The 24855-nt window shown below is 72.2% G+C and carries 27 protein-coding genes; 15 read left to right on the top strand and 12 right to left on the bottom strand.

The window, feature by feature from the left end:
* Positions 1-21: 21 nt before the first annotated feature.
* From AB0G32_RS02845 to AB0G32_RS02855, 3 genes are all read right to left on the bottom strand, one after another.
* The gene (locus AB0G32_RS02845; protein WP_361157219.1) at positions 22-447 is read right to left on the bottom strand and encodes a hypothetical protein; all 426 of its coding nucleotides are present in this window, start codon (positions 445-447) and stop codon (positions 22-24) included.
* Positions 448-541: 94 nt separating this feature from the next.
* Positions 542-1048 carry a hypothetical protein gene (locus AB0G32_RS02850; protein WP_361157221.1) on the bottom strand — a complete coding sequence of 169 codons (507 nt, stop codon included), beginning with the start codon at positions 1046-1048 and terminating at the stop codon, positions 542-544.
* A gap of 183 nt (positions 1049-1231) precedes the next feature.
* Positions 1232-2812 carry a glycoside hydrolase family 20 protein gene (locus tag AB0G32_RS02855; protein ID WP_361158200.1) on the bottom strand — a complete coding sequence of 527 codons (1581 nt, stop codon included), beginning with the start codon at positions 2810-2812 and terminating at the stop codon, positions 1232-1234.
* Between the two features lie 291 nt (positions 2813-3103).
* Between AB0G32_RS02855 and AB0G32_RS02860 the strand changes: the two genes are divergently transcribed.
* The 10 genes from AB0G32_RS02860 to AB0G32_RS02905 all read left to right on the top strand — a co-directional run bounded on the left by AB0G32_RS02860 (position 3104) and on the right by AB0G32_RS02905 (position 10235).
* Complete coding sequence (locus AB0G32_RS02860) at positions 3104-3598, top strand: 2-oxo-4-hydroxy-4-carboxy-5-ureidoimidazoline decarboxylase (protein ID WP_361157224.1); 495 nt, start codon at positions 3104-3106, stop codon at positions 3596-3598.
* Positions 3599-3830: 232 nt separating this feature from the next.
* Positions 3831-4211, top strand: a complete 381-nt coding sequence (gene sdhC / locus AB0G32_RS02865; protein WP_361157227.1) for a succinate dehydrogenase, cytochrome b556 subunit — start codon at positions 3831-3833, stop codon at positions 4209-4211.
* Between the two features lie 5 nt (positions 4212-4216).
* Positions 4217-4699, top strand: coding sequence for a succinate dehydrogenase hydrophobic membrane anchor subunit (locus AB0G32_RS02870; RefSeq protein ID WP_361157229.1), 483 nt, complete (start codon positions 4217-4219; stop codon positions 4697-4699).
* A gap of 17 nt (positions 4700-4716) precedes the next feature.
* Positions 4717-6471: a succinate dehydrogenase flavoprotein subunit gene (sdhA, locus tag AB0G32_RS02875; RefSeq protein WP_361157232.1), complete on the top strand. Its 1755-nt coding sequence runs from the start codon at positions 4717-4719 to the stop codon at positions 6469-6471.
* Entirely contained in the window at positions 6471-7250 is a 780-nt protein-coding gene (locus AB0G32_RS02880) for a succinate dehydrogenase iron-sulfur subunit (protein ID WP_361157235.1), read from the top strand. Before sdhA ends, AB0G32_RS02880 begins: the two co-directional genes overlap by 1 nt.
* Before the next feature lie 155 nt (positions 7251-7405).
* The gene (locus AB0G32_RS02885) at positions 7406-8026 is read left to right on the top strand and encodes a Uma2 family endonuclease (RefSeq protein ID WP_361157238.1); all 621 of its coding nucleotides are present in this window, start codon (positions 7406-7408) and stop codon (positions 8024-8026) included.
* Between the two features lie 41 nt (positions 8027-8067).
* Positions 8068-8478, top strand: coding sequence for a VOC family protein (locus tag AB0G32_RS02890; RefSeq protein ID WP_361157241.1), 411 nt, complete (start codon positions 8068-8070; stop codon positions 8476-8478).
* Between the two features lie 94 nt (positions 8479-8572).
* Positions 8573-8980 carry a hypothetical protein gene (locus tag AB0G32_RS02895; protein ID WP_361157244.1) on the top strand — a complete coding sequence of 136 codons (408 nt, stop codon included), beginning with the start codon at positions 8573-8575 and terminating at the stop codon, positions 8978-8980.
* Positions 8981-8984: 4 nt separating this feature from the next.
* Positions 8985-9467 carry a DCC1-like thiol-disulfide oxidoreductase family protein gene (locus AB0G32_RS02900; protein WP_361157247.1) on the top strand — a complete coding sequence of 161 codons (483 nt, stop codon included), beginning with the start codon at positions 8985-8987 and terminating at the stop codon, positions 9465-9467.
* Between the two features lie 9 nt (positions 9468-9476).
* Positions 9477-10235, top strand: a complete 759-nt coding sequence (locus AB0G32_RS02905) for a TetR family transcriptional regulator (protein WP_361157250.1) — start codon at positions 9477-9479, stop codon at positions 10233-10235.
* Here AB0G32_RS02905 and AB0G32_RS02910 read toward each other — a convergent pair.
* Positions 10228-12627 carry an MMPL family transporter gene (locus AB0G32_RS02910; RefSeq protein ID WP_361158202.1) on the bottom strand — a complete coding sequence of 800 codons (2400 nt, stop codon included), beginning with the start codon at positions 12625-12627 and terminating at the stop codon, positions 10228-10230. The two genes, AB0G32_RS02905 and AB0G32_RS02910, sit on opposite strands and share 8 nt — an antisense overlap.
* A gap of 172 nt (positions 12628-12799) precedes the next feature.
* Here AB0G32_RS02910 and AB0G32_RS02915 point away from each other — a divergent pair, with 172 nt between their 5' ends.
* Entirely contained in the window at positions 12800-13489 is a 690-nt protein-coding gene (locus AB0G32_RS02915) for a response regulator transcription factor (protein ID WP_361157253.1), read from the top strand.
* Positions 13490-13494: 5 nt separating this feature from the next.
* On the top strand, positions 13495-14961 hold the full coding sequence (locus AB0G32_RS02920; RefSeq protein WP_361158205.1) for a HAMP domain-containing sensor histidine kinase: 1467 nt from the start codon (positions 13495-13497) through the stop codon (positions 14959-14961).
* Positions 14962-15002: 41 nt separating this feature from the next.
* Here AB0G32_RS02920 and AB0G32_RS02925 read toward each other — a convergent pair whose 3' ends face one another.
* Both AB0G32_RS02925 and AB0G32_RS02930 read right to left on the bottom strand, forming a co-directional pair.
* Positions 15003-16349, bottom strand: a complete 1347-nt coding sequence (locus AB0G32_RS02925; RefSeq protein ID WP_361157256.1) for a metallophosphoesterase — start codon at positions 16347-16349, stop codon at positions 15003-15005.
* A gap of 35 nt (positions 16350-16384) precedes the next feature.
* On the bottom strand, positions 16385-16624 hold the full coding sequence (locus tag AB0G32_RS02930) for a hypothetical protein (RefSeq protein WP_361157258.1): 240 nt from the start codon (positions 16622-16624) through the stop codon (positions 16385-16387).
* Between the two features lie 91 nt (positions 16625-16715).
* Here AB0G32_RS02930 and AB0G32_RS02935 point away from each other — a divergent pair, with 91 nt between their 5' ends.
* Positions 16716-18011 carry a D-alanyl-D-alanine carboxypeptidase gene (locus tag AB0G32_RS02935; protein WP_361157261.1) on the top strand — a complete coding sequence of 432 codons (1296 nt, stop codon included), beginning with the start codon at positions 16716-16718 and terminating at the stop codon, positions 18009-18011.
* Here the strand turns inward: AB0G32_RS02935 and AB0G32_RS02940 are convergent.
* From AB0G32_RS02940 to AB0G32_RS02955, 4 genes are read right to left on the bottom strand one after another with little or no spacing between them, the layout of a single operon-like run.
* On the bottom strand, positions 17959-18876 hold the full coding sequence (locus AB0G32_RS02940; RefSeq protein WP_361157263.1) for a YihY/virulence factor BrkB family protein: 918 nt from the start codon (positions 18874-18876) through the stop codon (positions 17959-17961). The two genes, AB0G32_RS02935 and AB0G32_RS02940, sit on opposite strands and share 53 nt — an antisense overlap.
* Entirely contained in the window at positions 18864-19295 is a 432-nt protein-coding gene (locus AB0G32_RS02945; RefSeq protein ID WP_361157266.1) for a GtrA family protein, read from the bottom strand. Before AB0G32_RS02945 ends, AB0G32_RS02940 begins: the two co-directional genes overlap by 13 nt.
* Positions 19289-20236 carry a decaprenyl-phosphate phosphoribosyltransferase gene (locus AB0G32_RS02950; RefSeq protein WP_361157268.1) on the bottom strand — a complete coding sequence of 316 codons (948 nt, stop codon included), beginning with the start codon at positions 20234-20236 and terminating at the stop codon, positions 19289-19291. The genes AB0G32_RS02945 and AB0G32_RS02950 overlap by 7 nt, the downstream gene beginning before the upstream one ends.
* Positions 20229-20744: a phosphatase PAP2 family protein gene (locus AB0G32_RS02955; RefSeq protein ID WP_361157270.1), complete on the bottom strand. Its 516-nt coding sequence runs from the start codon at positions 20742-20744 to the stop codon at positions 20229-20231. Before AB0G32_RS02955 ends, AB0G32_RS02950 begins: the two co-directional genes overlap by 8 nt.
* Positions 20745-20897: 153 nt before the next feature.
* On the opposite strand from AB0G32_RS02955, the gene AB0G32_RS02960 reads away from it, so the two are divergent.
* Together AB0G32_RS02960 and AB0G32_RS02965 are read left to right on the top strand one after the other, a co-directional pair.
* On the top strand, positions 20898-22253 hold the full coding sequence (locus tag AB0G32_RS02960) for an FAD-binding oxidoreductase (protein WP_361157272.1): 1356 nt from the start codon (positions 20898-20900) through the stop codon (positions 22251-22253).
* Between the two features lie 9 nt (positions 22254-22262).
* The gene (locus tag AB0G32_RS02965) at positions 22263-23018 is read left to right on the top strand and encodes a decaprenylphospho-beta-D-erythro-pentofuranosid-2-ulose 2-reductase (protein ID WP_361157275.1); all 756 of its coding nucleotides are present in this window, start codon (positions 22263-22265) and stop codon (positions 23016-23018) included.
* A 50-nt stretch (positions 23019-23068) separates the two neighbouring features.
* Here the strand turns inward: AB0G32_RS02965 and AB0G32_RS02970 are convergent, their stop codons facing one another.
* Positions 23069-23647: a 2'-5' RNA ligase family protein gene (locus AB0G32_RS02970; protein WP_361157277.1), complete on the bottom strand. Its 579-nt coding sequence runs from the start codon at positions 23645-23647 to the stop codon at positions 23069-23071.
* A 137-nt stretch (positions 23648-23784) separates the two neighbouring features.
* Positions 23785-24798, bottom strand: a complete 1014-nt coding sequence (gene trpS / locus AB0G32_RS02975) for a tryptophan--tRNA ligase (RefSeq protein ID WP_361157280.1) — start codon at positions 24796-24798, stop codon at positions 23785-23787.
* Positions 24799-24855: the final 57 nt, after the last annotated feature.

Here is a 24855-nt window from a genome sequence, read left to right on the forward strand (position 1 = left end):
GAAGTGTCACAGGCGCGGACGTCAGGACCGGCGGGCCGTCGCCTCCCGGCACAGCAGCCGGAGCGAGCCGTCGCCGGTCCAGCAGCGGCGGGCCTCGTCGATCGGGTCCCACAGGCGGCCGTCCGGGGTGCGGACCCAGTGGTCGCCGCCGGACGTCCACCACTCGCCGCCCGTCGCCCGGACGATCACCTCACCGGCGTAGGCGCCGAACCCGCGCAGCACGGTCTCCACCGCCGCGTACGGCGCCTCCTCGCGGCGGATGCCCTCGATCGTCCGGTCGACGCGCCACAGGCTCTGCGCCGAGTAGTCCAGGTGCAGCCGCGCGCCCTCGCGCAGGGCGCTCACCGCGTCCGCCGCCCACCGCACCGGCCGGGCGGCGGCGGAGGGCCGGGTGCCGGGTGCCGCCGTCGCTGTCGCCGTCGCTGTCGTACTGATCCAAGTCGTCACATCGGCAGCAGCGTCGCCCGGCGATCTTTCGTCACCCGGATCGGGGCGGCTGCCCGCAACCGGCGCAGGACCGTCACATCCCGGCGCCGGACGGTCACGAGCGCAACACGCCCAGCCGGTCCAGCAGCCGGAAGAACAGCTCCTCCGCGCCCTCGGCCGACGGCTCGGCCGTCAGTACGCCGAGCAGGTCCCCGGCGTCCGCCGGGTGCCCCGCCTCCCCGGCCCAGGCGGCGGCCCGGTCGGCGGCGTCGGGCGGTTCCAGGAAGTAGTCCTCCAGGGTCAGTCCGTCGTCCGCCACCCCGAGGTACCCGGCCATCGCCTTGCGGCCCAGGCAGGTCGTCCACGCCCCGCTGCGCGGCGCCGCCGCCTCCACGACCACGCAGGCGCCGTCCATCACGTACCCGAACAGCGCGGGCGCGCCGGTCCGGGCCGCCAGGTCGTTCATGTTGCCGACGCCGGACTGGCCCGGGTACTCCCACACCTGCCAGCCGTCCGGACCCGACGCGCGCGCGGTCATGCCGTCGGCGGTGCCGGGCAGCGCGTCCAGCGCGGCGAGCGGCCGCTCGGCGCGGCCCACGACGAGATACCCCCAGTAGCCCATGTCCGGCCCCCCGTGTTCCGTTCACGTACGACTCGCCCAAACACCACCACAGTCGAGTGAAGTCCGCAGCAAGTCCCGGACAATTCCCGCGCCGCTCCGGTCCGGAACGGCGCGGGAACGTCCGGGTGCGCGCGGGCGTACGCCGGATCAGCCGAGTTGGCCGAGTCAGTCGAGCCGGCCGCGTCAGTCGAGCCGGCCATCCAGTGTCCGGAACTGCGTCCAGGTCAGCTCCGGGTCGCCCGGGTCCCAGAGTTTCTGCACGGTCGCCGCCAGCGGCAGCCGGATGCCGTCCGCGACCTGGTCCTCGGTCTGGGCGCTGGGGTAGTCGCCCCAGACCGCGAAGCTGCCGCCGAGGATCTGGTCGTCGTACTTCGCGTCGACCGCCGAGGTGCCGCGGATCACCCGCGGGGTCCACTGCTCGTAGATCCGCTCGCCGGTCGGGTAGACGAAGGTCTGCGGCTGTCCGAGCACGTAGTAGAGGAACTCGTCGTTGTAGTTGATGACGTCCCGGCCCTCGGCGAGGTACTCGGCCGGCTGCCGGGCGCCGATCTCCTTGCCGGTCCAGTAGGCCACCTTGATGTCGTCGGCCGCCTTCGGGTCACTGTCCTTGAAGAAACCGTCGTTCCAGGCGCGCGGGGTGCGGTCGTTCTTCTGCACGGTGGCCGCGCGGTCGTTGAGCCAGCCCGCGGTGAGGTCCTCCACCGTGGCGCCGGAGCCGTACTTCTCCCGCGCGGCGGCGGCCAGCTGCGGGTAGGAGGTCTCCGGGTCGGACACGGTCAGCGCCTGGTACTCGTCACCGCCCAGGTGCCACTGGCCGCCCGGGAAGACGTCCGAGTACTCGTCGATCAGGTCGTCCACGATGTCGGCGGCCCCGGGCTTGGAGATGTCGATCGCCCCGCTGGTCGCCGTGCCCTGCGCGTTGCGCAGCTGGAGGTCCGGATACGCGTCGATGACCGCGCCCAGGTGGCCGGGCGAGTCGATCTCGGGGACGACGGTGATGTGCCGCTGGTCCGCCAGCGCGACGATCTCCTTGACCTGGGCCTTGGTGAGGTGGTCGGCGGAGACTATCTCCGGGTGGGACGAGCTCTCGATCCGGAAGCCCTGGTCGTCGGAGAAGTGCAGCCCCAGCTCGTTGTACTTCAGGTCGCCGATCTCGCGTATCCGGTCCTTGATCCAGTCGGCCGAGTAGTGCTTGCGGGCGATGTCCAGCATGAACCCGCGCCGCTCCTTGGCGGGCTCGTCCCGCACCACTCCCTCGGGCGCCGCGCCGTCCGCCGCGACCGCCTGCTTCAGGGTCCGCGTCCCGTAGAAGACCCCGCTCTCGCCCGGCGCGCTGACGGTGACCCGCCCGTCCCGCACGGTCATGGTGTACGACTCGCCGCCGGCCCCGTCGGCCTTCTTGGTCTCCAGCCGCAGGTCCCCGGACTTCTGGTCGTCCTTCTCCCCCGCGTACGTCAGCCCCAGCTCGCTCGCCACGAGCTTGCCCTCGTCGGCGAGGGCGGCGTCGGAGACCACGACGCGATGGTCGTCGGCGGGCTTCCAGCCCGGGCCGCGCTCCGGGGTGTGGTCGCGTACCGCGGGTATGGTGCGGGGCTCGCTGGACAGCGGGTAGGACCGGCTCGGCGACGGGCTGTCCGAGGGCGAGGCCGCGGCGACCCCCTCGGCGGAGCGGCCCGACGGCTCGGCCGGCCCTCCGTCGCAGGCCCACAGCCCCGCCCCGAGCGCCACGACCGCCGTACCGGCGGCCACCGCGCGCCGCCGCACCTGCCGCCGCACCTTCTGCCGCGCCGGATTCCGGCGCCCGTGCTGACTCACGACGCCAACCTACGGCCGGTGGCGGAACGGTGTCCGGTAACGACGGGAGACGTCCACCACTCGTTCTGAAACTCTCCCGTTCGGGTGAAATTCAGGCATCGCTCGGACATGTCATGCCCTCACTCGCTAACGTGACGCCACACAACTCGCACAAGCCCCTGCCGACACACACGTGACGCACAAGGACCCACGCTGCCTGCGCACCGTCTTCCAGATCTCCCCGGCCGGGTGGCCATACCCGTGCCGGCCCAAACCCGAGCCACCGCGGCCCCGCTGCATTTCTTCAACACCGCGAGCCCCGAGGACGCCGTCCACACCCTCCTCACCTGCCTGCACAGCGCCCGCTGGGCCCACCGCCTCGCCGCCCACCGCCCGTACCCCGACGTCCCCGCCCTGCTGGCGGCCGCCGACGAGGCGTCGTACGACCTGATCCCGCAGGACCTGACCGAGGCCCTGGCGGCGGAATCCCTGCCCGCGCTCCCCACGGGCACGTACGCGGCGGCCGGCACCGCCCTGCGCGCGGCCCATGCCGCCTACGAGTCCCGCTTCGGACACGTGTTCGTCATCTGTCTCGACGGAATCCCCGAGGGCGAATGCCTGGACCACGTCCTGACCGCCATCCGGTCACGATTGGCGAACGATCCCGAGGACGAACGGGTGACCACGGCGGAGGAACTCCGGCGGCTGGCGAGGCAACGGTTGCGGCACGCCCTGGGGGCGCGCGGGGCGGCGTGACCGGCCACCGGCGACCCGCATCCGGCAAACCGGGCAAGCCCCCCGCCCCGGAACCGTCGGTAACCGCCCGCGGTACTCCGTTGCGTGCAACTTTGATCACACCGGTAGGCCCGCTGTAAGCACCGCGCGGACGGCTGGCTACGATGCTGGGGGCCGGTGGACCGTACCCGGCCGGGCCCGACCGACAGAGAAGCCGGCGCGGCCCCAATCCCCGCTCCCGGAGGAAACTTCCGTGCCGGCTGGAACGCTGTACCGCGGCCGGGAAGGAATGTGGTCCTGGGTGGCTCACCGAGTCACCGGCGTCCTCATTTTCTTCTTCCTGTTCGTACACGTACTGGACACCGCTCTCGTGCGTGTCTCCCCCGAGGCCTACGACAAGGTCGTGGCCACGTACAAGTCACCTATCGTCGCGCTGCTGGAGTACGGCCTCGTGGCCGCCATCCTCTTCCACGCGCTCAACGGTCTGCGCGTCATCGCCGTCGACTTCTGGGTCAAGGGCGCTCGCTACCAGAAGCAGATGCTCTGGTCCGTCGTCGTCGTGTGGCTGGTGCTGATGATCGGGGCCCTGTACCCCGTCCTCGGCCACGCCACCCGTGAACTGTTCGGGAGCTGACGCGCATGTCTGTTACTGACTCCACCGCCTCCGGAGTGGGCCCCGTCGAGGGCTCGTCCGTCTACACGGTCGACAACCCGGCGCCGCTCATCGAGCCCCCGCGCAAGCGCACCAAGAAGTCCCCGAAGTCCACCCGGGGCAACTTCGAGATGTACGGCTGGCTCTTCATGCGGCTGTCCGGCGTGGTGCTGGTCGTCCTGGTCCTCGGCCACCTGCTGATCCAGCTGGTGCTCGACGGCGGCGTCTCCAAGATCGGCTTCGCCTTCGTGGCGGGCCGCTGGGCGTCCCCGTTCTGGCAGGTCTGGGACCTGCTGATGCTGTGGCTGGCGATGCTGCACGGCGCCAACGGCCTGCGCACGGTCATCAACGACTACGCGGAGCGGCCGAACACCCGCCTGTGGCTCAAGGGCCTGCTCTACACCGCCACGGTGTTCACCATTCTGCTGGGCACGCTGGTGATCTTCACCTTCGACCCGAACATCCGCTAGGCACGGGGCTGCGAATCATGAAGGTACACAAGTACGACACCGTCATCGTCGGCGCCGGTGGCGCCGGCATGCGCGCGGCCATCGAGTCGACCAAGCGCAGCCGCACCGCCGTGCTGACGAAGCTCTACCCCACCCGGTCCCACACCGGCGCCGCGCAGGGCGGCATGGCCGCCGCGCTGGCCAACGTGGAGGAGGACAACTGGGAGTGGCACACCTTCGACACGGTCAAGGGCGGTGACTACCTGGTCGACCAGGACGCCGCCGAGATCCTGGCGAAGGAGGCCATCGACTCCGTCCTCGACCTGGAGAAGATGGGCCTGCCGTTCAACCGGACGCCGAACGGGACGATCGACCAGCGCCGGTTCGGCGGGCACTCCCGCAACCACGGCGAGGCCCCGGTCCGCCGGTCCTGCTACGCGGCCGACCGCACCGGCCACATGATCCTCCAGACGCTGTACCAGAACTGCGTCAAGGAGGGCGTGGAGTTCTTCAACGAGTTCTACGTCCTGGACCAGCTCATGGTCGAGGCCGACGGGGTCAAGAAGTCCGCCGGTGTGGTCGCCTACGAGCTGGCCACCGGCGAGATCCACGTCTTCCACGCCAAGTCCGTGATCTACGCGTCCGGCGGCACCGGCAAGTTCTTCAAGGTGACGTCCAACGCGCACACCCTCACCGGCGACGGCCAGGCGGCCTGCTACCGGCGCGGGCTGCCGCTGGAGGACATGGAGTTCTTCCAGTTCCACCCGACCGGCATCTGGCGGATGGGCATCCTGCTCACCGAGGGTGCCCGCGGCGAGGGCGGCATCCTGCGCAACAAGGACGGCGAGCGCTTCATGGAGAAGTACGCGCCCGTCATGAAGGACCTGGCGTCCCGGGACGTCGTCTCCCGCTCCATCTACACGGAGATCCGGGAGGGCCGCGGCTGCGGTCCCGAGGGCGACCACGTCTACCTGGACCTCACCCACCTCCCGCCGGAGCAGCTGGACGCCAAGCTGCCCGACATCACCGAGTTCGCCCGCACCTACCTCGGTATCGAGCCGTACACGGACCCGATCCCGATCCAGCCCACCGCGCACTACGCGATGGGCGGCATCCCGACCAACGTCGCGGGTGAGGTGCTGGCCGACAACACCACCGTGGTGCCGGGCCTGTACGCGGCCGGCGAGGTGGCCTGCGTCTCCGTGCACGGCGCCAACCGCCTGGGCACCAACTCGCTCCTGGACATCAACGTCTTCGGCAAGCGGGCCGGCATCGCGGCGGCCGAGTACGCGCACTCGGCGGACTACGTCGAGCTGCCGGAGAGCCCCGAGTCCCTGGTCGTCGAGCAGATCGAGCGGCTGCGCACCTCCACCGGCAACGAGCGGGTGGCGGTGCTGCGCAACGAGCTGCAGGAGACGATGGACGCCAACGTGATGGTGTTCCGCACCGAGCAGACCATCAAGACGGCGGTGGAGAAGATCGCCGAGCTGCGCGCCCGCTACAAGAACGTCTCGATCCAGGACAAGGGCAAGCGGTTCAACACCGACCTCCTGGAGGCCGTCGAGCTGGGCAACCTGCTCGACCTGGCCGAGGTGATGGCCGTCTCCGCGCTGGCCCGCAAGGAGTCGCGCGGCGGTCACTACCGCGAGGACTATCCGAACCGCGACGACGTGAACTTCATGCGCCACACCATGGCGTACCGCGAGGTCGGCGGCGACGGCACCGAGTCCATCCGTCTCGACTACAAGCCGGTCGTCCAGACCCGCTACCAGCCGATGGAGCGTAAGTACTGATGGCTACCCCTGTTCTGGACAAGGCGGACGCGGCCGGCTCGCCCGAGCCCGGTTTCGCCGACTCCCCCTACATCACCGTCACGGTCCGCATCCGCCGGTTCAACCCGGAGGTCTCGGCCGAGGCGGTCTGGGAAGACTTCCAGCTGGAGATGGACCCCAAGGAGCGCGTCCTGGACGCCCTCCACAAGATCAAGTGGGAACAGGACGGCACGCTCACCTTCCGCCGCTCCTGCGCGCACGGCATCTGCGGGTCCGACGCGATGCGGATCAACGGCAAGAACCGCCTCGCCTGCAAGACGCTGATCAAGGACATCAATCCGGAGAAGCCGATCACGGTCGAGGCCATCAAGGGCCTCACCGTGCTGAAGGACCTGGTCGTCGACATGGACCCGTTCTTCCAGGCGTACCGGGACGTGATGCCCTTCCTGATCACGAAGGACACCAACGAGCCGACCCGCGAGCGGCTCCAGTCCGCCGAGGACCGCGAGCGCTTCGACGACACGACCAAGTGCATCCTGTGCGCCGCCTGCACGTCCTCGTGCCCGGTGTTCTGGAACGACGGCCAGTACTTCGGCCCGGCCGCGATCGTCAACGCCCACCGCTTCATCTTCGACTCGCGCGACGAGGCCGGCGAGCAGCGGCTGGAGATCCTCAACGACCGCGACGGCGTCTGGCGCTGCCGCACGACCTTCAACTGCACGGACGCCTGCCCGCGCGGCATCGAGGTCACCAAGGCGATCGCGGAGGTGAAGCGGGCGCTCATCACGCGCCGCTTCTGAGGTACGCACACGTCTGACCGAGGGGCCCCGTTTCCGTGGAGGAGACGGGGCCCCTCGGCATATGCCGCACGTTTGGGTGAACGCCGCTCGTACTGCCGCGGGGCGCCTCCCGGCCTACGATGATGCTCTCGACACCAGCCCACGGGAGGCATGTGATGACCGCAGCACCCATCTGGCGGTCCTACGACGAGCGTCCGCTGACCACGGAAGCGAACCGTCTCATGGAGCGCAATCCGGGCTACCGCGTCGAGATCATCGGAGGCCAGCTCCTCGTGTCCCCGCCGCCGGACGGCCCGCACGCGCGCGCCCTCACCAAACTCATGCGTCCTTTCATCGCGGTCGGGCTGGACGACGGGCCCACGGAAGTGCTGCAAGGCGTCGGCGTCTGGCTCCCCACCGGTACCGAGGACTACGTGATCCCGGACCTCGCCGTGGTCGACGCCGATCTCGACGAGCACTACATCGAGGACAACTGCTACGACCCGGTCTGCTTCCGGCTGGTCGTGGAGGTGACCTCCAGCAACTTCCGCGCCGACTTGCGGACCAAGGTCGCCGCCTACGCCAAGGCCAAGGTCCCGGTCTACGTCATCGTCGACCGCGAGTACCAGCGCCTCCATGTCCTCACCGACCCGGCAGCGGACGACTACGGCACGCACCGCGTCCACGCCCCCGGCGAGGTCGTCGCCCTCCCCCACTCCATCGGCGCCGAGGTCACCCTCGACGTCGCCGAGGTCCTTGCCGCCGGACGGCCGAAGAGCGCGCCCGAGCAGGGATGACAATCAGCTCTCCCGGGTGATGATCGCCCTACCCTGACGCCATGTCAGATGACCAGTCGTACGAGCTGCTCGGGTTCGACAATGTGCTGCTGCCGGTCGGGGATCTCGGCGAGGCGGTGGAGTTCTACCAGCGGGCCGGGTTCGAGGTCGGGTTCCGGTTCGACGAGGGCGGGATCGCGCTGCTGAAGGCCGGGAAGGAGACGCCCGGGATCGCGCTGCGGCACGAGGAGGGGTTCGGGCACCGGCCGCCGCCCTGGCCCTCGGCCCGGGTCTGGCTGGAGGTGCCGGACGCGAAGGCCGCCGCGCGGGTGCTCACGGACGCCGGGATCGAGGCGTACGACGGGCCGTTCTCCAGTGCGACCGGGTGGACGGTGGAGTTCGCCGACCCCTGGGGGAATGTCGTGGGGCTCACCGACTACCGCAAGCGGCCACAGCTCGCCCGGCGCGGGTGACGCGGACCACTCCACCCTTCAGTTGAACACGTTCAAAAGCGGGGCTAGAGTCATACCCGTCAGAGTTTTGAACGCGTTCAAGAAGGGGTGGGGCATGGACCGCACCGTCATCGCCTACGTCATCTACCTGGCCGTCAGCGTCGGGCTGACCGTCTGGGTGGCCCGCACGCTCAGCCACAACGGACGGATCTTCCTCGCCGACGTACTGCACGGCGACGAGAAGCTCGCCGACGCCGTCAACCACCTCCTGGTGGTCGGCTTCTACCTCGTCAACCTGGGCTTCGTCGCCCTCTACCTCAGCGGTGACGAGACCATCACCGACACCCGCCAGATCTTCGAGGCGCTGTCGACCAAGCTGGGCGTGGTGCTGCTGGTGCTCGGCGTGATGCACCTGGGGAACGTGTACGTGCTCAACCGCATCCGGCGGCGCGGGGTGATGGAGCGCGAGCAGGTGCCGCCGGTGCCGCCGCAGGGCTGGATCGCGCCGACCGTGGGGCGCTGAGCCGGTGCCGGCCGAGCAGGCCGCCGTACCCGTGACCCCGGTACGGCGGCTGACCGTCCTCTACGACGCCGAGTGCGGGCTGTGCGTCCACGTCCGGGACTGGCTGCTGCGCCGGCCCCGGCTGGTGGCGCTGGAGCCGGTGCCCGCCGGGTCGGCCGAGGCCCGGCGGCGGTTCCCGGACCTCGACCACGCCGCCGCCCTCGACGAGATCACCGTCGTCGGGGACGCCGGGCAGGTCTACCGGGGCGCCGCCGCCTGGATCGTCGTGCTGTGGGCGCTGCGCGAGCACCGGCCGCTCGCGCACCGGCTCAGTACGCCCGCGGGGGCCCGGGCGGCCAAGGGCGCGGTGCTGGCCGCCGCCAAGTGGCGGGGCTCGCGGTGGGGCGGCCAGGGGTACCGCCGGGCGGACGGCTGGACGTACGACCCGGGGGCCGGCTGGACCTACCGCGCGCCGGGCTGTGCCGGCGGCGCCTGCGCCACTGGCTAGGCTGCGCTCGTGCCCGCGAAGAACGACGGCCCCGACGACGGGGCCCACCTCAGCAAGTCCGAGCAGACCCGCGCCCTGATCCTGGAGACGGCGATGCGGCTGTTCCAGGAGCGCGGGTACGACAAGACCACCATGCGGGCCATCGCCCAGGAGGCCGGGGTCTCCGTCGGGAACGCCTACTACTACTTCGCGGGCAAGGAATACCTCATCCAGGGCTTCTACGACCGGATCGCCGCCGAGCACCAGGTGGCGGTCCGGGAGGTGCTGGCCCGGGAGACCGAGCTGGAGGCGCGGCTGGCGGGCGTCCTGCGGGTGTGGCTGGACATCGCGACGCCGTACCACGAGTTCGCGGTGCAGTTCTTCAAGAACGCCGCCGACCCGGACAGCCCGCTCAGCCCGTTCTCCCCGGAGTCGGAGCACGCGCGCGTGGAGGCGATCAGCGTGCACCGCGCGGTGCTGGCCGGGGCCCGGACCAAAGTGCCGGAGGAGCTCCGGGACGTCCTGCCCGAGCTGATGTGGCTCTCCCAGATGGGGCTGGTGCTGTACTGGATCTTCGACCGGACCGAGGGGCGGGAGCGGAGTTACCGGCTGGCCGAGCGGGGGGCGCGGCTCACCGCGCGGGGCGTGTCGCTGGCCCGGTTCCGGGTGCTGCGGCCGCTGGTGCGCGAGGTGCACGAGCTGTTCACGGACTTCCTGCCGGGGATGACGACGGCGCTGCCCGATCCGCTGCGGAAGAGGCAGCGCCGCCCGTCGGACGAGGTCAGTTGACCGCGTCCACCTCGTGTTCGGCCAGCTCCACGTCGTACGCCAGCGGGCCGTCGGCCACCTCGACGTGCGCGGCCCGGGAGCCGTACGCGGGTGCGGTGGTGGCCAGCAGATACGTGCCCGGCGCCGGGACGGAGACGATGTACGAGCCGTCGGCCAGGGCCGTGACGCGGTCGAGCTGACGGCCGCCGGACGACGACAGCAGGGTGACGGACGCGCCCTCGACCGGGTCGCCCTCGGCGGTGCGGACGAAGCCGTGGACGGCCGAGGCCGGGCCGTCCTGGGCCGCCGGCGGCTCCTCGGCCGGTTCCACCGCCAGGTGCGGCAGCCGCTTGTCCAGCCCGGCCGGCAGCCACCAGTTGGACCGGCCCAGCAGATGCATCGCGGCCGGCACCAGCGCGGTGCGCAGGATGAACGCGTCCAGCGCGACCGCCGCCGCCAGGCCGATGCCCGCCATCGCGCCCTCCGTGTCGCCGCTGAGCACGAACGCCGCGAACACGCTGATCATGATGAGCGCGGCGCAGTTGATGACCCGGCTGGTCTCGGCCAGGCCGACCCGCACCGCGCGGGCGTTGTCCCTGGTGTGCACCCATTCCTCGTGCATCCGGCTCACCAGGAAGACCTGGTAGTCCATCGACAGCCCGAACAGCAGCGACAACATGATGACCGGCAGGAACGAGGTGATCGGCCCCTCCTTGCCGAAGCCGAGCGCCTCCGCGCCCCAGCCCCACTGGAAGACCGCCACCAGCACGCCGAACGACGCGGCGGCGGCCACCAGGTTCATCAGCGCGGCCGTCAGCGGTACCACCAGCGAGCGGAAGGCGACCAGGAGCAGCAGGAAGCCCAGCGCGATGATGGTCGCGACGAAGTACGGCAGCCGCTCCCCGGTGACGGAGGCGAAGTCCTTGAAGACGGCCGTCACCCCGCCCACGTACGCGTCCGTGCCCGACTCCGGGATCACGTCGTCGCGCAGCCGGTCGATCAGCCGGTCGGTCGCCGCGGACTGCGGTGCGGTGGTCGGCACCACATGGATGACGGAAACGCCGTTCGCGGGCGGTACGGCGGCCACCTGGGCGACGCCCTCGGTGGCCTCGATCGCCCGGATCAGACCGGTGGCGTCACCGCCGTCCACGACCACCTGGAGCGGGCCGTTGAAGCCGGGGCCGAAGCCCTCGGCGAGCAGGTCGTACGCCTGCCGGGTGGTGGTGGACGCGGGCTGGTTGCCCTGGTCGCTGGCGCCGAGCCGGAGCGAGAAGACGGGGATCGCGAGGATCGCCATCACCACGACGGCCACCGCGGCGGTCGAGCGGGGGCGCCGCTGGACGTACGCCGACCAGCGCGCCGCGAGCCCGGCCGACTCCTTCGGCTCCGGTCCGGTCGCGGCCAGCCGGCGCCGCTGGCGGCGGCTGAGCACCCGGGTGCCGAGGAAGCCGAGCAGCGCGGGCAGCAGGGTGACGGCGGCCAGCACGCTCAGCACCACGGTCAGCGAGGTGGCGATGACCACGCCGTCCAGGAACCGCATGTTCATCACCAGCATCCCGGCCAGCGCGATGCACACCGTGCCGCCCGCGAACAGCACCGCGCGCCCGGAGGTGTTGAGGGCGGTCACGGCCGCCTCCTCGGGTGCCAGGCCGCGCAGGATGCCGCGCCGGTGCCGGGTGACGATGAACAGGGCGTAGTCGATGCCGACGCCGAGGCCGATCAGCGTGCCGAGCAGCGGGGCCACTTCGGGCACGTCGGTGACGTGGCTGAGCAGCGTCGTGGACATCATGCCGCCGCCGACCCCGGCGACCGCGGTGACCAGTGGCAGCAGCATCGCGAACACCGACCCGAAGGCCAGGAACAGGATGACGGCCGCCGCCGCGATGCCGACGAGTTCGGCGGTGCCCATCGGCGGCTCCTGGGTGCGGGCGATGGCCTGCCCGCCCAGCTCCACCGTCAGCCCGGCGCGCTCGGCGCCCCGCGCGGTGTCCACCACGTCCTCGATCACCGCCAGGTCCACCGAGTTGGCCTGCTCGGTGAAGGTGACCTGGGCGTAGGCGATCCGCCCGTCCCGGCTCACCTGCGCCGCGCCGGCGTCCGCGTAGGGGCTGCTGACCGCGCCGACCCCGGCCAGCCGCCCGATCTCCGCCAGCGCCGGTTCGATCCGGGACCGTACGCCGGCGTCCCGCACCGAGCCCTCGTCGACCTTCCACACCACCGTGTCGGTGTCGCCGGAACTCTCCGGGAACGCCTTCTCCATCAGGTCGAAGGCCCGCTTGGAGTCCGTGTCCGGGAGCGAGAAGACGTTCGCGTAGTCGGAGCCCGCGGCCGTCCCTCCCGCCCCGAGTCCGAACAGTGCCCCCAACCACAACAACAGGACCACCAGCCGATGCCGGTAGCACCACCGCGCCAATGCCGCCACGCGCAAACTCCTCGATCGCAGGAAACGTCGGTCGGTCCCCCAGGTCCTGCGCCTCAGCATCGGCGGGGGCGGGCCCGCGCGGACACCGGCTCCGCATGACTCTCAAGGAACTCCAAAGCGGCGGCCCTCCCCCGATGTCAGTGCCCGCGCCGATACTGGGGGCATGACGACCGGACCCGGCACCGTGCTGGTGGTGGAGGACGAACCGAGCATCGCGGACGTGCTCGCCATCGCCCTGCGCTTCCACGGCTTCGGGGTGATGTGCGCGGGCACGGTCCGCGAGGCCCGCACGCTCACCGACACCACCGCGCCGGACGCGGCGCTGCTCGACGTGATGCTCCCGGACGGCGACGGCCGGGCGCTGGGCAGGGAACTGCGCGCGCGGCGACCGGAGTTGGGCGTGGTCTTCCTGACCGCGCGGGACGCGCCCGCCGAGATAGTCGGCGCGCTCGGGTTCGGCGACGACTACATCACCAAGCCGTTCAACATCGACGAGGTGGTCGCCCGCGTCCAGGCGGTACTGCGCCGGGTGCGCCCCGCCGACGTGCTGCCGCAGCGGCCGCCGCTCACCTACCGCGACCTGGAGCTGGACGAGACGACGTACACGGTCCGGCGCGGCACCCGCTCGGTCGAGCTGACCCCGACCGAGTACGCGCTGTTGCGGTTCCTGGTGCGCAACGGCGGCCGGATCGTGCCCAAGGAGCAACTGCTGCGGCACGTCTGGCAGTACGAGCACGCGCCGTCCGAGTCGACGGTGGTGGAGACGTACGTCAGCTATCTGCGGCGCAAGCTGGACGCGCTGGGGCCGCCGCTGATCACCACCCGGCGGGGCGTCGGGTACGGGCTCGCGTGAGGGCGCTGCGGTCCCTGCCGCTCGGCCGCCGGACCCGGGGCATCCCGTCGCTGCGGGCGAAACTGACGGTGGCCAACGTGGCGCTGCTGGCCATCGGCGTGGTGGTGGCCACCGCCGTCAGCCTGGTCGGCATGCGGCACTACCTGACCGACCAGATCGACGCCGAACTGGCCCGCACCCGGCAGTCGCTGGACGGCTCGCCGCTCACCATGGAGCAGCTCGACGCGCTGGGCGCGGTGGCGCTGGTCCGGGACCGGTTCCTGAACGGCGACGCCCGGGACCGGGCGCCGGACAACGTCATCGCCGCGGCCGACCGCCGGGGCCGGCCGCTGCCGCTCGCCGGGTACGGGCCGAGCGGCAGCCAGCGGGCGCTGGCCGCCGCGGTGCGCGGTCCGGCGGAGCTGGCCGCCGACCCCGAGCCGCGCGACATCACCGTGCACGGCACCGCCTACCGGGTCACCGCGGCCCGGCTCTCCGACGGCACGTTCATCCTGATCGCCACCTCCACCGACGCGCTGCACACCGGCGTCGCCAAGGGCCTCAAACTCGACCTGGGCGTCGGCACGCTGCTGCTGGCGCTGCTGGCCTGGCTGACGATGATGAGCGTGCGGCGCCGGATGCGGCCGCTGGAGGACATGGTGGAGACCTCGTCGGCGATCGCCGAGGGGGACCTGACCCGGCGGGTGCCCTCCAGCCGGGAGGCCACCGCGGAGGTGGAGCAACTGCGGCTCGCGCTGAACTCGATGCTGCACCAGGTGGAGTCGGCGTACCGCACCCGCGAGCGGAGCACCGCCCAGCTGCGCCGCTTCGTCGCCGACGCCTCGCACGAACTGCGCACCCCGCTGGCCGCGATACGCGGCTACCTCCAGCTCTACGACAAGGGCATGCTGCGCGAGCCGGCCGAGCGGAAGCGGGCCTGGGAACGGGTGCTGGCGGAGGCCGACCGGATGGGCCGGCTGGTCGACGAACTGCTCACCCTGGCCCGTCTCGACCAGCGCCCCGAGCTGCGGCTGCGCCGGGTCGACGTCGGCCGGCTGCTGCGCGACGCGGCCGAGGACCTGCGCGCCCAGCAGCCGGACCGGCCGGTCACGGTGGCCGCCGAGGGGGAACCGGTGGTGCGGGCCGACGAGTCCGGCCTGCGGCAGGTGGTGGGCAACCTGGTGGCGAACGTACGGGTGCACACGCCGGCGGACGTGCCGGTGCGGCTCGCCGCGGTGGCGCTGGACGGGAGCGTGCTGCTGTCGGTCGAGGACCAGGGGCCGGGACTCGCGGCCCAGGACGCGGCGCGGGTCTTCGACCGGTTCTTCCGGGCGGGCGGCGGCGCGGGCAGCGGCCTGGGGCTGGCGATCGTGCAGGGCGCGGTGCGGGCGCACGGCGGCGAGGTGAGCGTACGGACCGCGCCGGGCGAGGGCCTGACGGTGACGGTCGTGCTGCCCGCCCGGACGTCGCCGCCGCCGGACCGCCCGGCGTGACGCCGGTCCGGTCCCGGGGCGGGGCCGGGACGTCGGCTGCGTCACGCCTGGCGGGACGCCAGCTCGATCACCGTGACGTCCGACGGGGCGCCCACCCGGGTGGGCGGGCCCCAGGCGCCGGCGCCCCGGCTGACGTAGAGCTGGGTGTCGCCGTAGCGCTCCAGGCCCGCGACGGTCGGGTTGGCGGCCGCGGCGAGCAGGGGGCCGGGCCAGAGCTGGCCGCCGTGGGTGTGGCCGGAGAGCTGGAGGTCGACGCCGTGGTCGACGGCGTCGTGGATCATCACCGGCTGGTGGGCGAGCAGCACACAGGCGCGGGCCCGGTCGCGGTCGCCGAGCGCGCGGTCGTAGTCGGGGCCCTGGCCCTCGCTCTCGCCGCTGATGTCGTTGACGCCGGCCAGGTCGAAGTGGGGCAGTTCGGTACGGGCGTTCTCCAGGGGCAGCAGGCCCAGCCGGCGCACCTCGGCCACCCACTGTTCGGCGCCGGAGAAGTACTCGTGGTTGCCGGTAACGAAGTACGTGCCGTGCCGGGCGCTGAGCCGGGCCAGCGGCGCGGCGGCCGGGCCGAGGTCCTTGACGCTGCCGTCGACCAGGTCGCCGACCACGGCGATCAGGTCGGGCTGGGTGCCGTTGACCGTGTCGACCACCTTCTGCGCGAAGCCCCGGCCCAGCACCGGGCCGAGGTGGATGTCGCTGACCACGGCGATCCGGAAGCCGTGCGCGGCGCGCGGCAGCTTGGCCAGCGGCACGGTGACCCGCTGCACCCTCGGGCCGCGCAGCACCCCGTACGTCCCGTACCCCACCGTCCCGACGGCCACCGCGGCGGCGGCCCCGCCGACCACCCGGGAGACGAAGAGCCGCCGCGAGGGGGCCGCGAGGGGCGGGGCCTCGGGAGCGGGCTCAGTGGAATCCGGGGCAGCAGCGGACTCCGGGGCGGGTGCGGCGGACTGCGGGGTGGTTTCAGCGGGCTGCGCGACGGCCGGCCCGGCAGGGCTTCCGGCCGCGTTCCCGGCCCGTTCCGAGCCGACCGGCACGGCAGTCGCCGGCTCCGCCGCGGCCGGGGCGGCCGCCCGCCGCTCCAGGTACCGCCGCAGCAGCGGCCGTACCGCCTCCCCGGCCAGGACCCCCAGCAGCAGGTAGATCGAGAGCGCCATCCACAGGAAGCCCGGCCAGCCCAGGGTGCGCTGGAGCCAGAAGGGCGCGCCGGTGCGCTCGGCGACCAGCGCGCCGACGGCCAGCAGCCAGCCGCCCGCGATCAGTACCGCGCCGGCCCGGCGCACGCCGCCCGGGTGCCGGGTCGTGTCGCGGAACAGCCGCCGCCACACGTACCAGTTGGCCGCCACCAGGACGCCCGCCACCACCAGCGCGACCAGCGCGAAGACGATCACCATGCCGTACGTACCCCCACCCCTGAAGCGGACCGCGACTATGACGTGCGGCGCAGTGCGCGCAGACCGCGCAACCCGATGAGCCCGACGACCGTCCCCAGTACGAAGGAGACCACCGCCAGCAGCAGGTGGACCCAGAAGTACGCCGTGGGGTCGCCGTCCTCGAACGCGAGTCCGCTGCTGTCCTTGGCCAGATTCTTGACGAAAGTGATCCAGATGATCCAGGACCACACCCCGAACGCGAGCAGGAACCAGGAGACGGGACGGCTGAGCTTCATGCCCCCAGTATCGCCGCCGCGGGTCCGGTCCCGTGTCCGGGGTGGGGAGGCGGGTGAGACAGCCCGCGGGGCGGGCGGTACGTTCTCGACCGTGCCCGCACCCAAGAAGACCGTCCGGCGATCGCTGCTGGTCACTCCCGCCGTCCTGACCACCGTCTCGGCCCTCGCGCTGGCCGCGCCGGCCGCGTACGCGGCCCCGAGCCCGGACGCCTCGGAAAGCCCCTCCGCCACGCCCCCGGCGCAGATGTCGAGCGTGGGCGGCAGCCGGCTCGGACAGTCGGGCACGCAGGCCAATCTCGCGAGCGGCGTACCGGTGCTGCCCAAGGACATCACGGCCCGCTCCTGGATCGTCTCGGACGCGGAGAGCGGCGAGGTACTGGCCGCGCACAACGCGCACTGGGAGCTGGCCCCGGCGAGCACCCTGAAGATGCTGTTCGCCGACACGGTGCTGCCGCAGTTCCCGAAGACCACCAAGCACAAGGTGGTCCCCTCCGACCTGGCGGGCATCGGCTCGGGCTCCAGCCTGGTCGGCATCAAGGAGAACGAGACGTACACCGTGCACGACCTGTGGCTGGGGGTCTTCCTGCGCTCGGGCAACGACGCGGTGCACGTGCTGTCCGCGATGAACGGCGGGGTGGACAAGACGGTCGCGGACATGAACGAGCACGCCGAGGAGCTCCAGGCGCTCGACACGCACGTGGTCAGCCCGGACGGCTACGACGCTCCCGGCCAGGTCTCCTCCGCCTACGACCTGTCGCTGTTCGCCCGCTCCGGGCTGCAGAAGGCGGACTTCCGCGAGTACTGCTCGACGGTCAGCGCGGACTTCCCGGGCGAGACGACCAAGAACAAGAAGGGCAAGACGGTCCGCAAGCCCTTCGAGATCCAGAACACCAACCGGCTGCTGACCGGCGACTACGACATAGACCAGTACCCGGGCATCGCGGGCGTGAAGAACGGCAACACCACCAACGCGGGCGCCACCTTCACCGGCGTCGCCGAGCGCGACGGCAAGGTGCTCCTGGTCACCGTGATGAACCCGGAGAAGAGCGAGCACAACGAGGTCTACAAGGAGACCGCCAAGCTCTTCGACTGGGGGTTCGAGGCGGCCGGCAAGGTCGAACCGGTGGGCGAGCTGGTGGCCCCGCAGGGCGCCGCGTCCAGTGCCTCCCCCGAGACGGGTTCGGGCGAGGCCGGCGGCAGCGGCGACGGGGACGGCGCGACCGGCTCCAAGCCGGTCGGCGCCGCCGCCGCCACGGACGGCTCCGGCGGCGTCGGGACGGCGCTGGGCATCACCGGCGGCGCGCTGGTGCTGCTCGCGGGCGCCGCGTTCCTGGTCAACCGCCGGTGGCCGCTGCCGGATCTGGTACGCCGCCGGACCCGCCCGTAGCTCCGCCGAGTTCGGTCTCCTTGCTGCCGGTCGCCGTCCAGGAGGCGCAGAACAGCACCAGCTTCGAGGTGAAGTTGATCCACAGCAGCAGCGCGACCGGCACCCCGAACGCGCCGTACATGCTCTTCGCGGCCACGCCCTGCATATAGCCGCTGAGCAGCAGCTTGAGCAGTTCGAAGCCGACCGCGCCGAGCAGCGCCGCCACCAGCAGCCGGCGGCGCTCGGGCTCGGCGCCGGGCAGCAGGGTCAGGACGTAGAGCAGGACCAGGAAGTCGGCGAGTACGGCGACGGCGAACGCGGCGATGTACAGCAGCACCCCGCCGACGCCGCCGCCGTCCATGCCGAGCCGCCGGATGAGCCAGCCGACCAGCGCGGAGGCGACGGTGGAGATGGCGAGGGTGACCAGCAGCGCGCCGCCGAAGCCGATCAGGATGCCGCCGTCCCTGACCTTGTGCAGGACCGGGTTCTCGTCCTCGTCGGGCAGTTCCCACACCGCCCGCAGACAGCCCCGGGTCGAGTCGATCCAGTTCATGCCGGTGAACAGCAGCAGGGCGGCGGCGATCACCCCGACGGTGCCGGCGTTGGCCACCAGGCTCTCGATGTTCAACTGGTCGGCGATGCCCGGGATCTGATCGGCGATCTTGTCCTGCACCTCCTTCTGCTGCTGCTCGCTGAGCGTGGCGGCGATGATCGCGGCGCCCAGCGAGAGCAGCGGGAACAGCGCGATGAAACTGGTGAAGGTCATGGCGGCAGCCAGCCGCGCCCACTTCACCCGGTCCAGCCGCTCGTACGACCGCCAGGCGTGCGTGGCCATCAGCCGCGTCACCCACGGGCCCACTACGGGAAGCTTTTTCAGCCAGTCCATGATCCGACCCTGCCCCCAGTTGGGAAAACAAGTGTCCGTGTGCCCCAGAAACGCAGGATCGTGGCCAGCGCCATGCCGATTCCCGCGCCGGCGACCGTGTCGGCGCGCTGCGAGGTGAGGCCGAGGCCGTAGTGGCTGACGGTGAGGCAGAGCAGTTGTACGGCAGCGCCGGCCAGGTTCACCGCGAAGAAGACGGCGTACGGGCGGGCGCCGCGGGGCCGGGTGTGCCGGTAGGTGCCGAGCGCGTTGCCGGCGTAGGCGACCGTGCAGCCGGCCACGAAGGACAGCGCCTTGGCGGTGAGCGGGCCGAGTCCGGCCGGTCCGCGCAGCAGGGTGAACAGGCCGAGGTCGACGGCGTAGGCGAGGAGGCCGGCCAGGGCGAAGCCGAGCAGTTCCCGGCGGTCGCCCAGGCTCACCAAGGGGATACCGCCGCCGCGTACAGCGCCGCCCACACCACCCCGATCAGGGTGAGCGCGCGGTCCCGCAGGACGACGTCCTCGGGTTCGCCGGCCGTGCCCCGGTCGGCGAAGACGGCGTAGCGCAGCACGGCGAGGATGAAGGCGACCACCGAGAGCTGGCGCCAGGGCAGCAGGCCGGGGTGCGGGGCGCCGCCCTCCTCCAGGGCCCACAGGCAGTAGCCGAGGACGGCGACGCCGGCCGCGAGCTGCCAGACGAAGCGCAGGTAGCCGGTGGTGTACTCGGTGAGCAGCGCGCGGGTGGCGCCCGCCCGGCCGGCCATCTGCACGGCCTCGGAGTAGCGCTTGGCGGCGACCATGAACAGCGCGCCGAAGCCGGTGGTGATCAGGAACCAGCGGGACAGCGGGATGCCGAGCGCGAGCCCGCCGACGGTCGCCCGCATCAGGAACCCGGTGCTGACCACGACGAGGTCGACGACCAGGACGTGCTTGAGGCTGACGCAGTACGCCAGTTGCATGCCCAGGTAGGCGGTCAGCAGGGCGGCGACGGCGGGCGGGCAGAGCCAGAGCGCGGCGGCGGGCGCGAGCAGGGCGAGGGCGCCGCCGACCGCGTAGGCGACGGGGACCGGGACCTGGCCGGCGGCGACCGGGCGGTGCCGTTTGACCGGGTGGGCGCGGTCGGCGTCGGCGTCGCGGGCGTCGTTGACCAGGTAGACGGCGGCGGCGCAGGCGGTGAACAGGACGAAGACCAGGGCGATCCGGGTCAGGGCGGCCCGGGAGAGGAGTTCGCCGGCGGCGGCCGGGGCGGCGACGACCAGGACGTTCTTGACCCACTGCTTGGGGCGGGCGGTGCGCACCAGGCCGGTCAGCAGACCGCCCGGGCGGGGCGGCCGGGCCGGCGGCCGCTCACGGGCGCGCTGGCGCAGGACGGCGGTGTCAGCCATGGACCACGCCTCCGCGCATCCAGTCGGCGCCGAGCCGGGCGGTGAGGGCGCCCAGGGCGGCGCCGGCCGCCACGTCCGAGGGATAGTGCACGCCGGTGACCAGCCGGGAGACGCAGACCGCGGCGGCCACCGGCCAGGCGGCGCGGCTGCCGAGCGTGCCGAGGGCGACGGCGGCGGCCACCGCGGAGGTGGCGTGCGAGCTGGGGAAGGAGTGCCGGCCCGCGGTGGGCACCAGCGGCCGGACATGCGCCGGGCGCGGGCGGCGCACGACCCGTTTCACGCCCATGCTGGCCAGGTGCGCGCCCGCGGTGAGGGCGGTGCCGCGCAGCCAGGCCGCCCGACGGGGGCGGTCCAGGGCGGCTCCGGTGAGTCCGGCCGCGAGCCACAGTGCCGCGTGCTCCCCCGCGAAGGACAGCGCGCGGGCGGCGCCCGCCACCCGCGGGTCACCGCCGCACGCCCTGAGCGCCGAGACGATCCGGTGGTCCATGTCGTCGAGGTGGTCGTCCATGCGGACCCACTGTTCATGCCGACGACGGTGGAACTCCGGCAAAACTCCGGGATTATTGAGCGACATCCCATTAATCACCCATTTCGGGGATAAGCAGAAACAATCGGAGATTCCAGAATCAATACTGCGTAAACGGGCGATACGGTCGCGGCCATGTCTGCCGACACTGACTGGGGCCCCGTCACCGGATGGGGCCGCACCGCCCCCACCGCCGCCCGGCTGGTCCGCCCCCGGACGTACGAGGAGGCGGCGGTCGCGGTCCGCGCCTGCGGGGCGCGCGGCACCGTCGCCCGGGGCCTGGGCCGGGCCTACGGCGACGCGGCGCAGAACGCGGGCGGCGCCGTACTGGACATGACCGGCCTGGACCGGATCCACGCCATCGACGTCGAGGGCGGCACCGTGCTGTGCGACGCGGGCGTCTCGCTGCACCGGCTGATGGAGGTGCTGCTGCCGCTCGGCTGGTTCGTGCCGGTGACGCCCGGCACCCGCTACGTCACCGTCGGCGGGGCGATCGGCGCCGACATCCACGGCAAGAACCACCACGTCTGCGGGTCCTTCTCCCGGCATGTGCTGTCCCTGGAGCTGCTCACCGCCGACGGCCAAGTCAGGACCGTCACGCCGGGCACCCCGCTGTTCGACGCGACCGCCGGCGGCATGGGCCTGACCGGCGTGATCCTCACCGCGACGGTCCGCCTGCACCCCGTCGAGTCCTCGTACATGTCCGTGGACACCGAACGCGCCGCCGACCTCGACGACCTGATGGCCCGGCTGACCGCCGACGACCACCGCTACCGGTACTCCGTCGCCTGGATCGACCTGCTGGCGCGCGGCGCGGCGACCGGCCGCGCGGTCCTCACCCGCGGCGACCACGCCCCGCTGGACGCGCTGCCGCGCCGGGCCCGCCGGACCCCCCTCGCCTTCCGCACCGCCCGCCTCCCGGCCGCCCCCGGACATGTCCCGGACGGGCTGCTCACCCGCACGACGGTCGGCCTCTTCAACGAACTGTGGTTCCGCAAGGCCCCCCGCACCCGCACCACCCGCCTCCAGCGCATCCCGTCCTTCTTCCACCCCCTGGACGGCGTCCCGCACTGGAACCGGATCTACGGCCGGGCCGGCTTCGTGCAGTACCAGTTCGCCGTCGGACACGGCCGGGAGGAGACCCTGCGCCGCGTGGTGCGCCGCATCTCCGAGCAGCGCTGCCCGTCCTTCCTGGCCGTCCTCAAGCGGTTCGGGGCGGCCGACCCGGGCTGGCTGTCCTTCCCGGTGCCCGGCTGGACGCTGGCCCTGGACATCCCGGCCGGGCTGCCCGGCCTCGGCGCCTTCCTCGACGAACTCGACGAGGAGGTGGCGGCGGCCGGCGGCCGGGTCTACCTGGCCAAGGACTCCCGGCTGCGGCCGGAACTGCTCGCCCCGATGTACCCGCGCCTCGCCGACTTCCGCGCGCTGCGCGCGGAGCTGGACCCGCGCGGCGTGTTCGTCTCCGACCTCTCCCGCCGCCTCGACCTCTAGGACACCGCCATGAAGGACGCCTTCGGCCTGCCCCAGTCCCTGCTCGTACTCGGCGGTACGTCCGAGATCGCGCTGGCCACCGCCCGCCGGCTGGTGGCCCGCCGCACCCGCACGGTCTGGCTGGCCGGCCGCCCCGGCGCCGCGCTCGACGCGGCCGCCGAGGAGCTGCGCGGGCTCGGCGCGGAGGTCCGCACGGTCGCCTTCGACGCCCTCGAACCCGAGTCGCACGAGGAGGTCCTCGACAAGGTCTTCGCGGAGGGCGACATCGACCTGGTGCTGCTCGCCTTCGGCATCCTGGGCGACCAGGCGCACGACGAGCGGGAGCCGGTGAGCGCCGTGCGGGTCGCGGGGACCAACTACACGGGCGCCGTCTCGGCCGGCCTGGTCAGCGCCGCCGCGCTCCAGACGCAGGGCCACGGCTCGCTGGTCGTGCTCTCCTCGGTGGCCGGCGAGCGGGCCCGCCGCGCCAACTTCATCTACGGCTCCAGCAAGGCCGGCCTGGACGCCTTCGCGCAGGGCCTGGGCGACGCGCTGCACGGCACCGGCGTGCACGTCATGGTGGTACGCCCCGGGTTCGTACGGTCCCGGATGACCGCCGGTCTGGCGGAGGCGCCGCTGGCGACCACCCCGGAGGCGGTGGCGACCGCGATCGAGCTGGGCCTCAGGCGCCGCTCGGAGACGGTCTGGGTGCCGGGCGCGCTGCGGGTCGTGATGTCGGCCGTGCGCCATCTGCCCCGCGCGGTGTTCCGCCGGCTGCCCGTCTAGTACTGCGTCGTCCTAAACAGCTGGTACTGCGTCGTCCTGGGCAGCTGGTACTACGTCCTGGGCAGCGTGCTGCGCTCCGCGTGGCCGGCCTGGGGCGGGACCACCGTGCTGCCGAAGGGGTACTCGCGCAGCTTGCGCCACACCCCGTCGGCGCCCTGCTCGTAGAGGGCGAAGCCGGTGCAGGGCCACTGGGCCGCGTAGCCGGCCAGCTCCGCGAAGGCGCGGTCCATCGCCGCCTCCTCGATGCCGTGCGCCACGGTGACGTGCGGGTGGTACGGGAACTGGAGCTCGCGGGCGACCGGTCCGGACGCGTCGCGGACCTGCTTCTGGAGCCAGGCGCAGGCTTCGGCGCCCTCGACCACCTGGACGTAGACCACCGGGGAGAGCGGCCGGAAGGTGCCGGTGCCGGACAGCCGCATCGGGAACGGCCGGCCGGCCGCGGCGACCTCCGCCAGGTGCGTCTCGATCGCGGGCAGCAGCCCGGCGTCGACCTCCGTGGGCGGGAGCAGGGTGACGTGGGTGGGGATACCGTGAGCCGCGGCGTCGCCGAAGCCCGCGCGCAGCTGTTGCAGCCGGCTGCCGTGAGGCTCCGGGACCGCGATCGACACGCCGATCGTTACGGTCCCCACGTCGTCTCCTGTTCTGTCCTGTCGGTGCTTCGGCGGAAGTGGCCGCTGGTGCGGCCACCTGTTAATCGACTGTACGGCCACGACCGGGTCCCGGGCAGGCGCAACGGGAGTGATGTGCGGCGCTCGCGGGTCGCGGCTCAGTGCTTGGCGGGCAGGAATCCCACCCGGTCGTACGTCTGCGCGAGGGTCTCGGCGGCGACCGCCCGCGCCTTCTCCGCGCCCTTGGCCAGCACCGAGTCCAGCGTCTCCGGGTCGTCCAGGTAGCTCTGGGTGCGCTCGCGGAACGGCGTCACGAAGTCGGTCACGACCTCGGCCAGGTCGGTCTTCAGCGCGCCGTAGCCCTGGCCGGCGTACTTCTCCTCCAGTTCGCCGATGCCCGCGCCGGTGAGGGTGGCGTAGATGGTGAGGAGGTTGCTGACGCCCGGCTTGTTCTCGGCGTCGTAGACGACGACCGTGTCGGTGTCGGTGACCGCGCTCCTGACCTTCTTGGCGGTGGTCTTCGGCTCGTCCAGCAGGTTGACCAGGCCCTTCGGCGTGGACGCGGACTTGCTCATCTTGACCGTCGGGTCCTGGAGATCGTAGATCTTCGCCGTCTCCTTGAGGATGTACGGCCTGGGGACGGTGAAGGTCTCGCCGAAGCGGCCGTTGAAGCGCTCGGCGAGGTCGCGGGTCAGCTCGATGTGCTGGCGCTGGTCCTCGCCGACCGGTACCTCGTTGGCCTGGTAGAGCAGGATGTCCGCGACCTGGAGGACCGGGTAGGTGAACAGGCCGACCGAGGCGCGGTCGGCGCCCTGCTTGGCGGACTTGTCCTTGAACTGGGTCATCCGGGACGCCTCGCCGAAGCCGGTGAGGCAGTTCATCACCCAGGCGAGCTGGGCGTGCTCGGGGACGTGGCTCTGCACGAACAGCGTGCAGCGGTCCGGGTCGAGGCCGGCCGCGAGCAGCTGGGCGGCGGCGAGCCGGGTGTTGTCCCGCAGTTCCTTCGGGTCCTGCGGGACCGTGATCGCGTGCAGGTCGACGACCATGTAGAACGCGTCGTGGGTCTCCTGGAGCGCCACCCATTGGCGGACCGCGCCGAGGTAGTTGCCGAGGTGGAACGAGCCCGCGGTGGGCTGGATTCCGGAGAGCACGCGAGGACGATCAGAGGCCATGTTCATCATTCTCTCAGGTCGCGGGGGGCGCCCGGGAACGGGCTGTGGACGGCGGGC

Origin of the sequence: Streptomyces sp. NPDC023723, assembly GCF_040639815.1 — a bacterium.
Classification (GTDB): Bacteria; Actinomycetota; Actinomycetes; order Streptomycetales; family Streptomycetaceae; genus Streptomyces.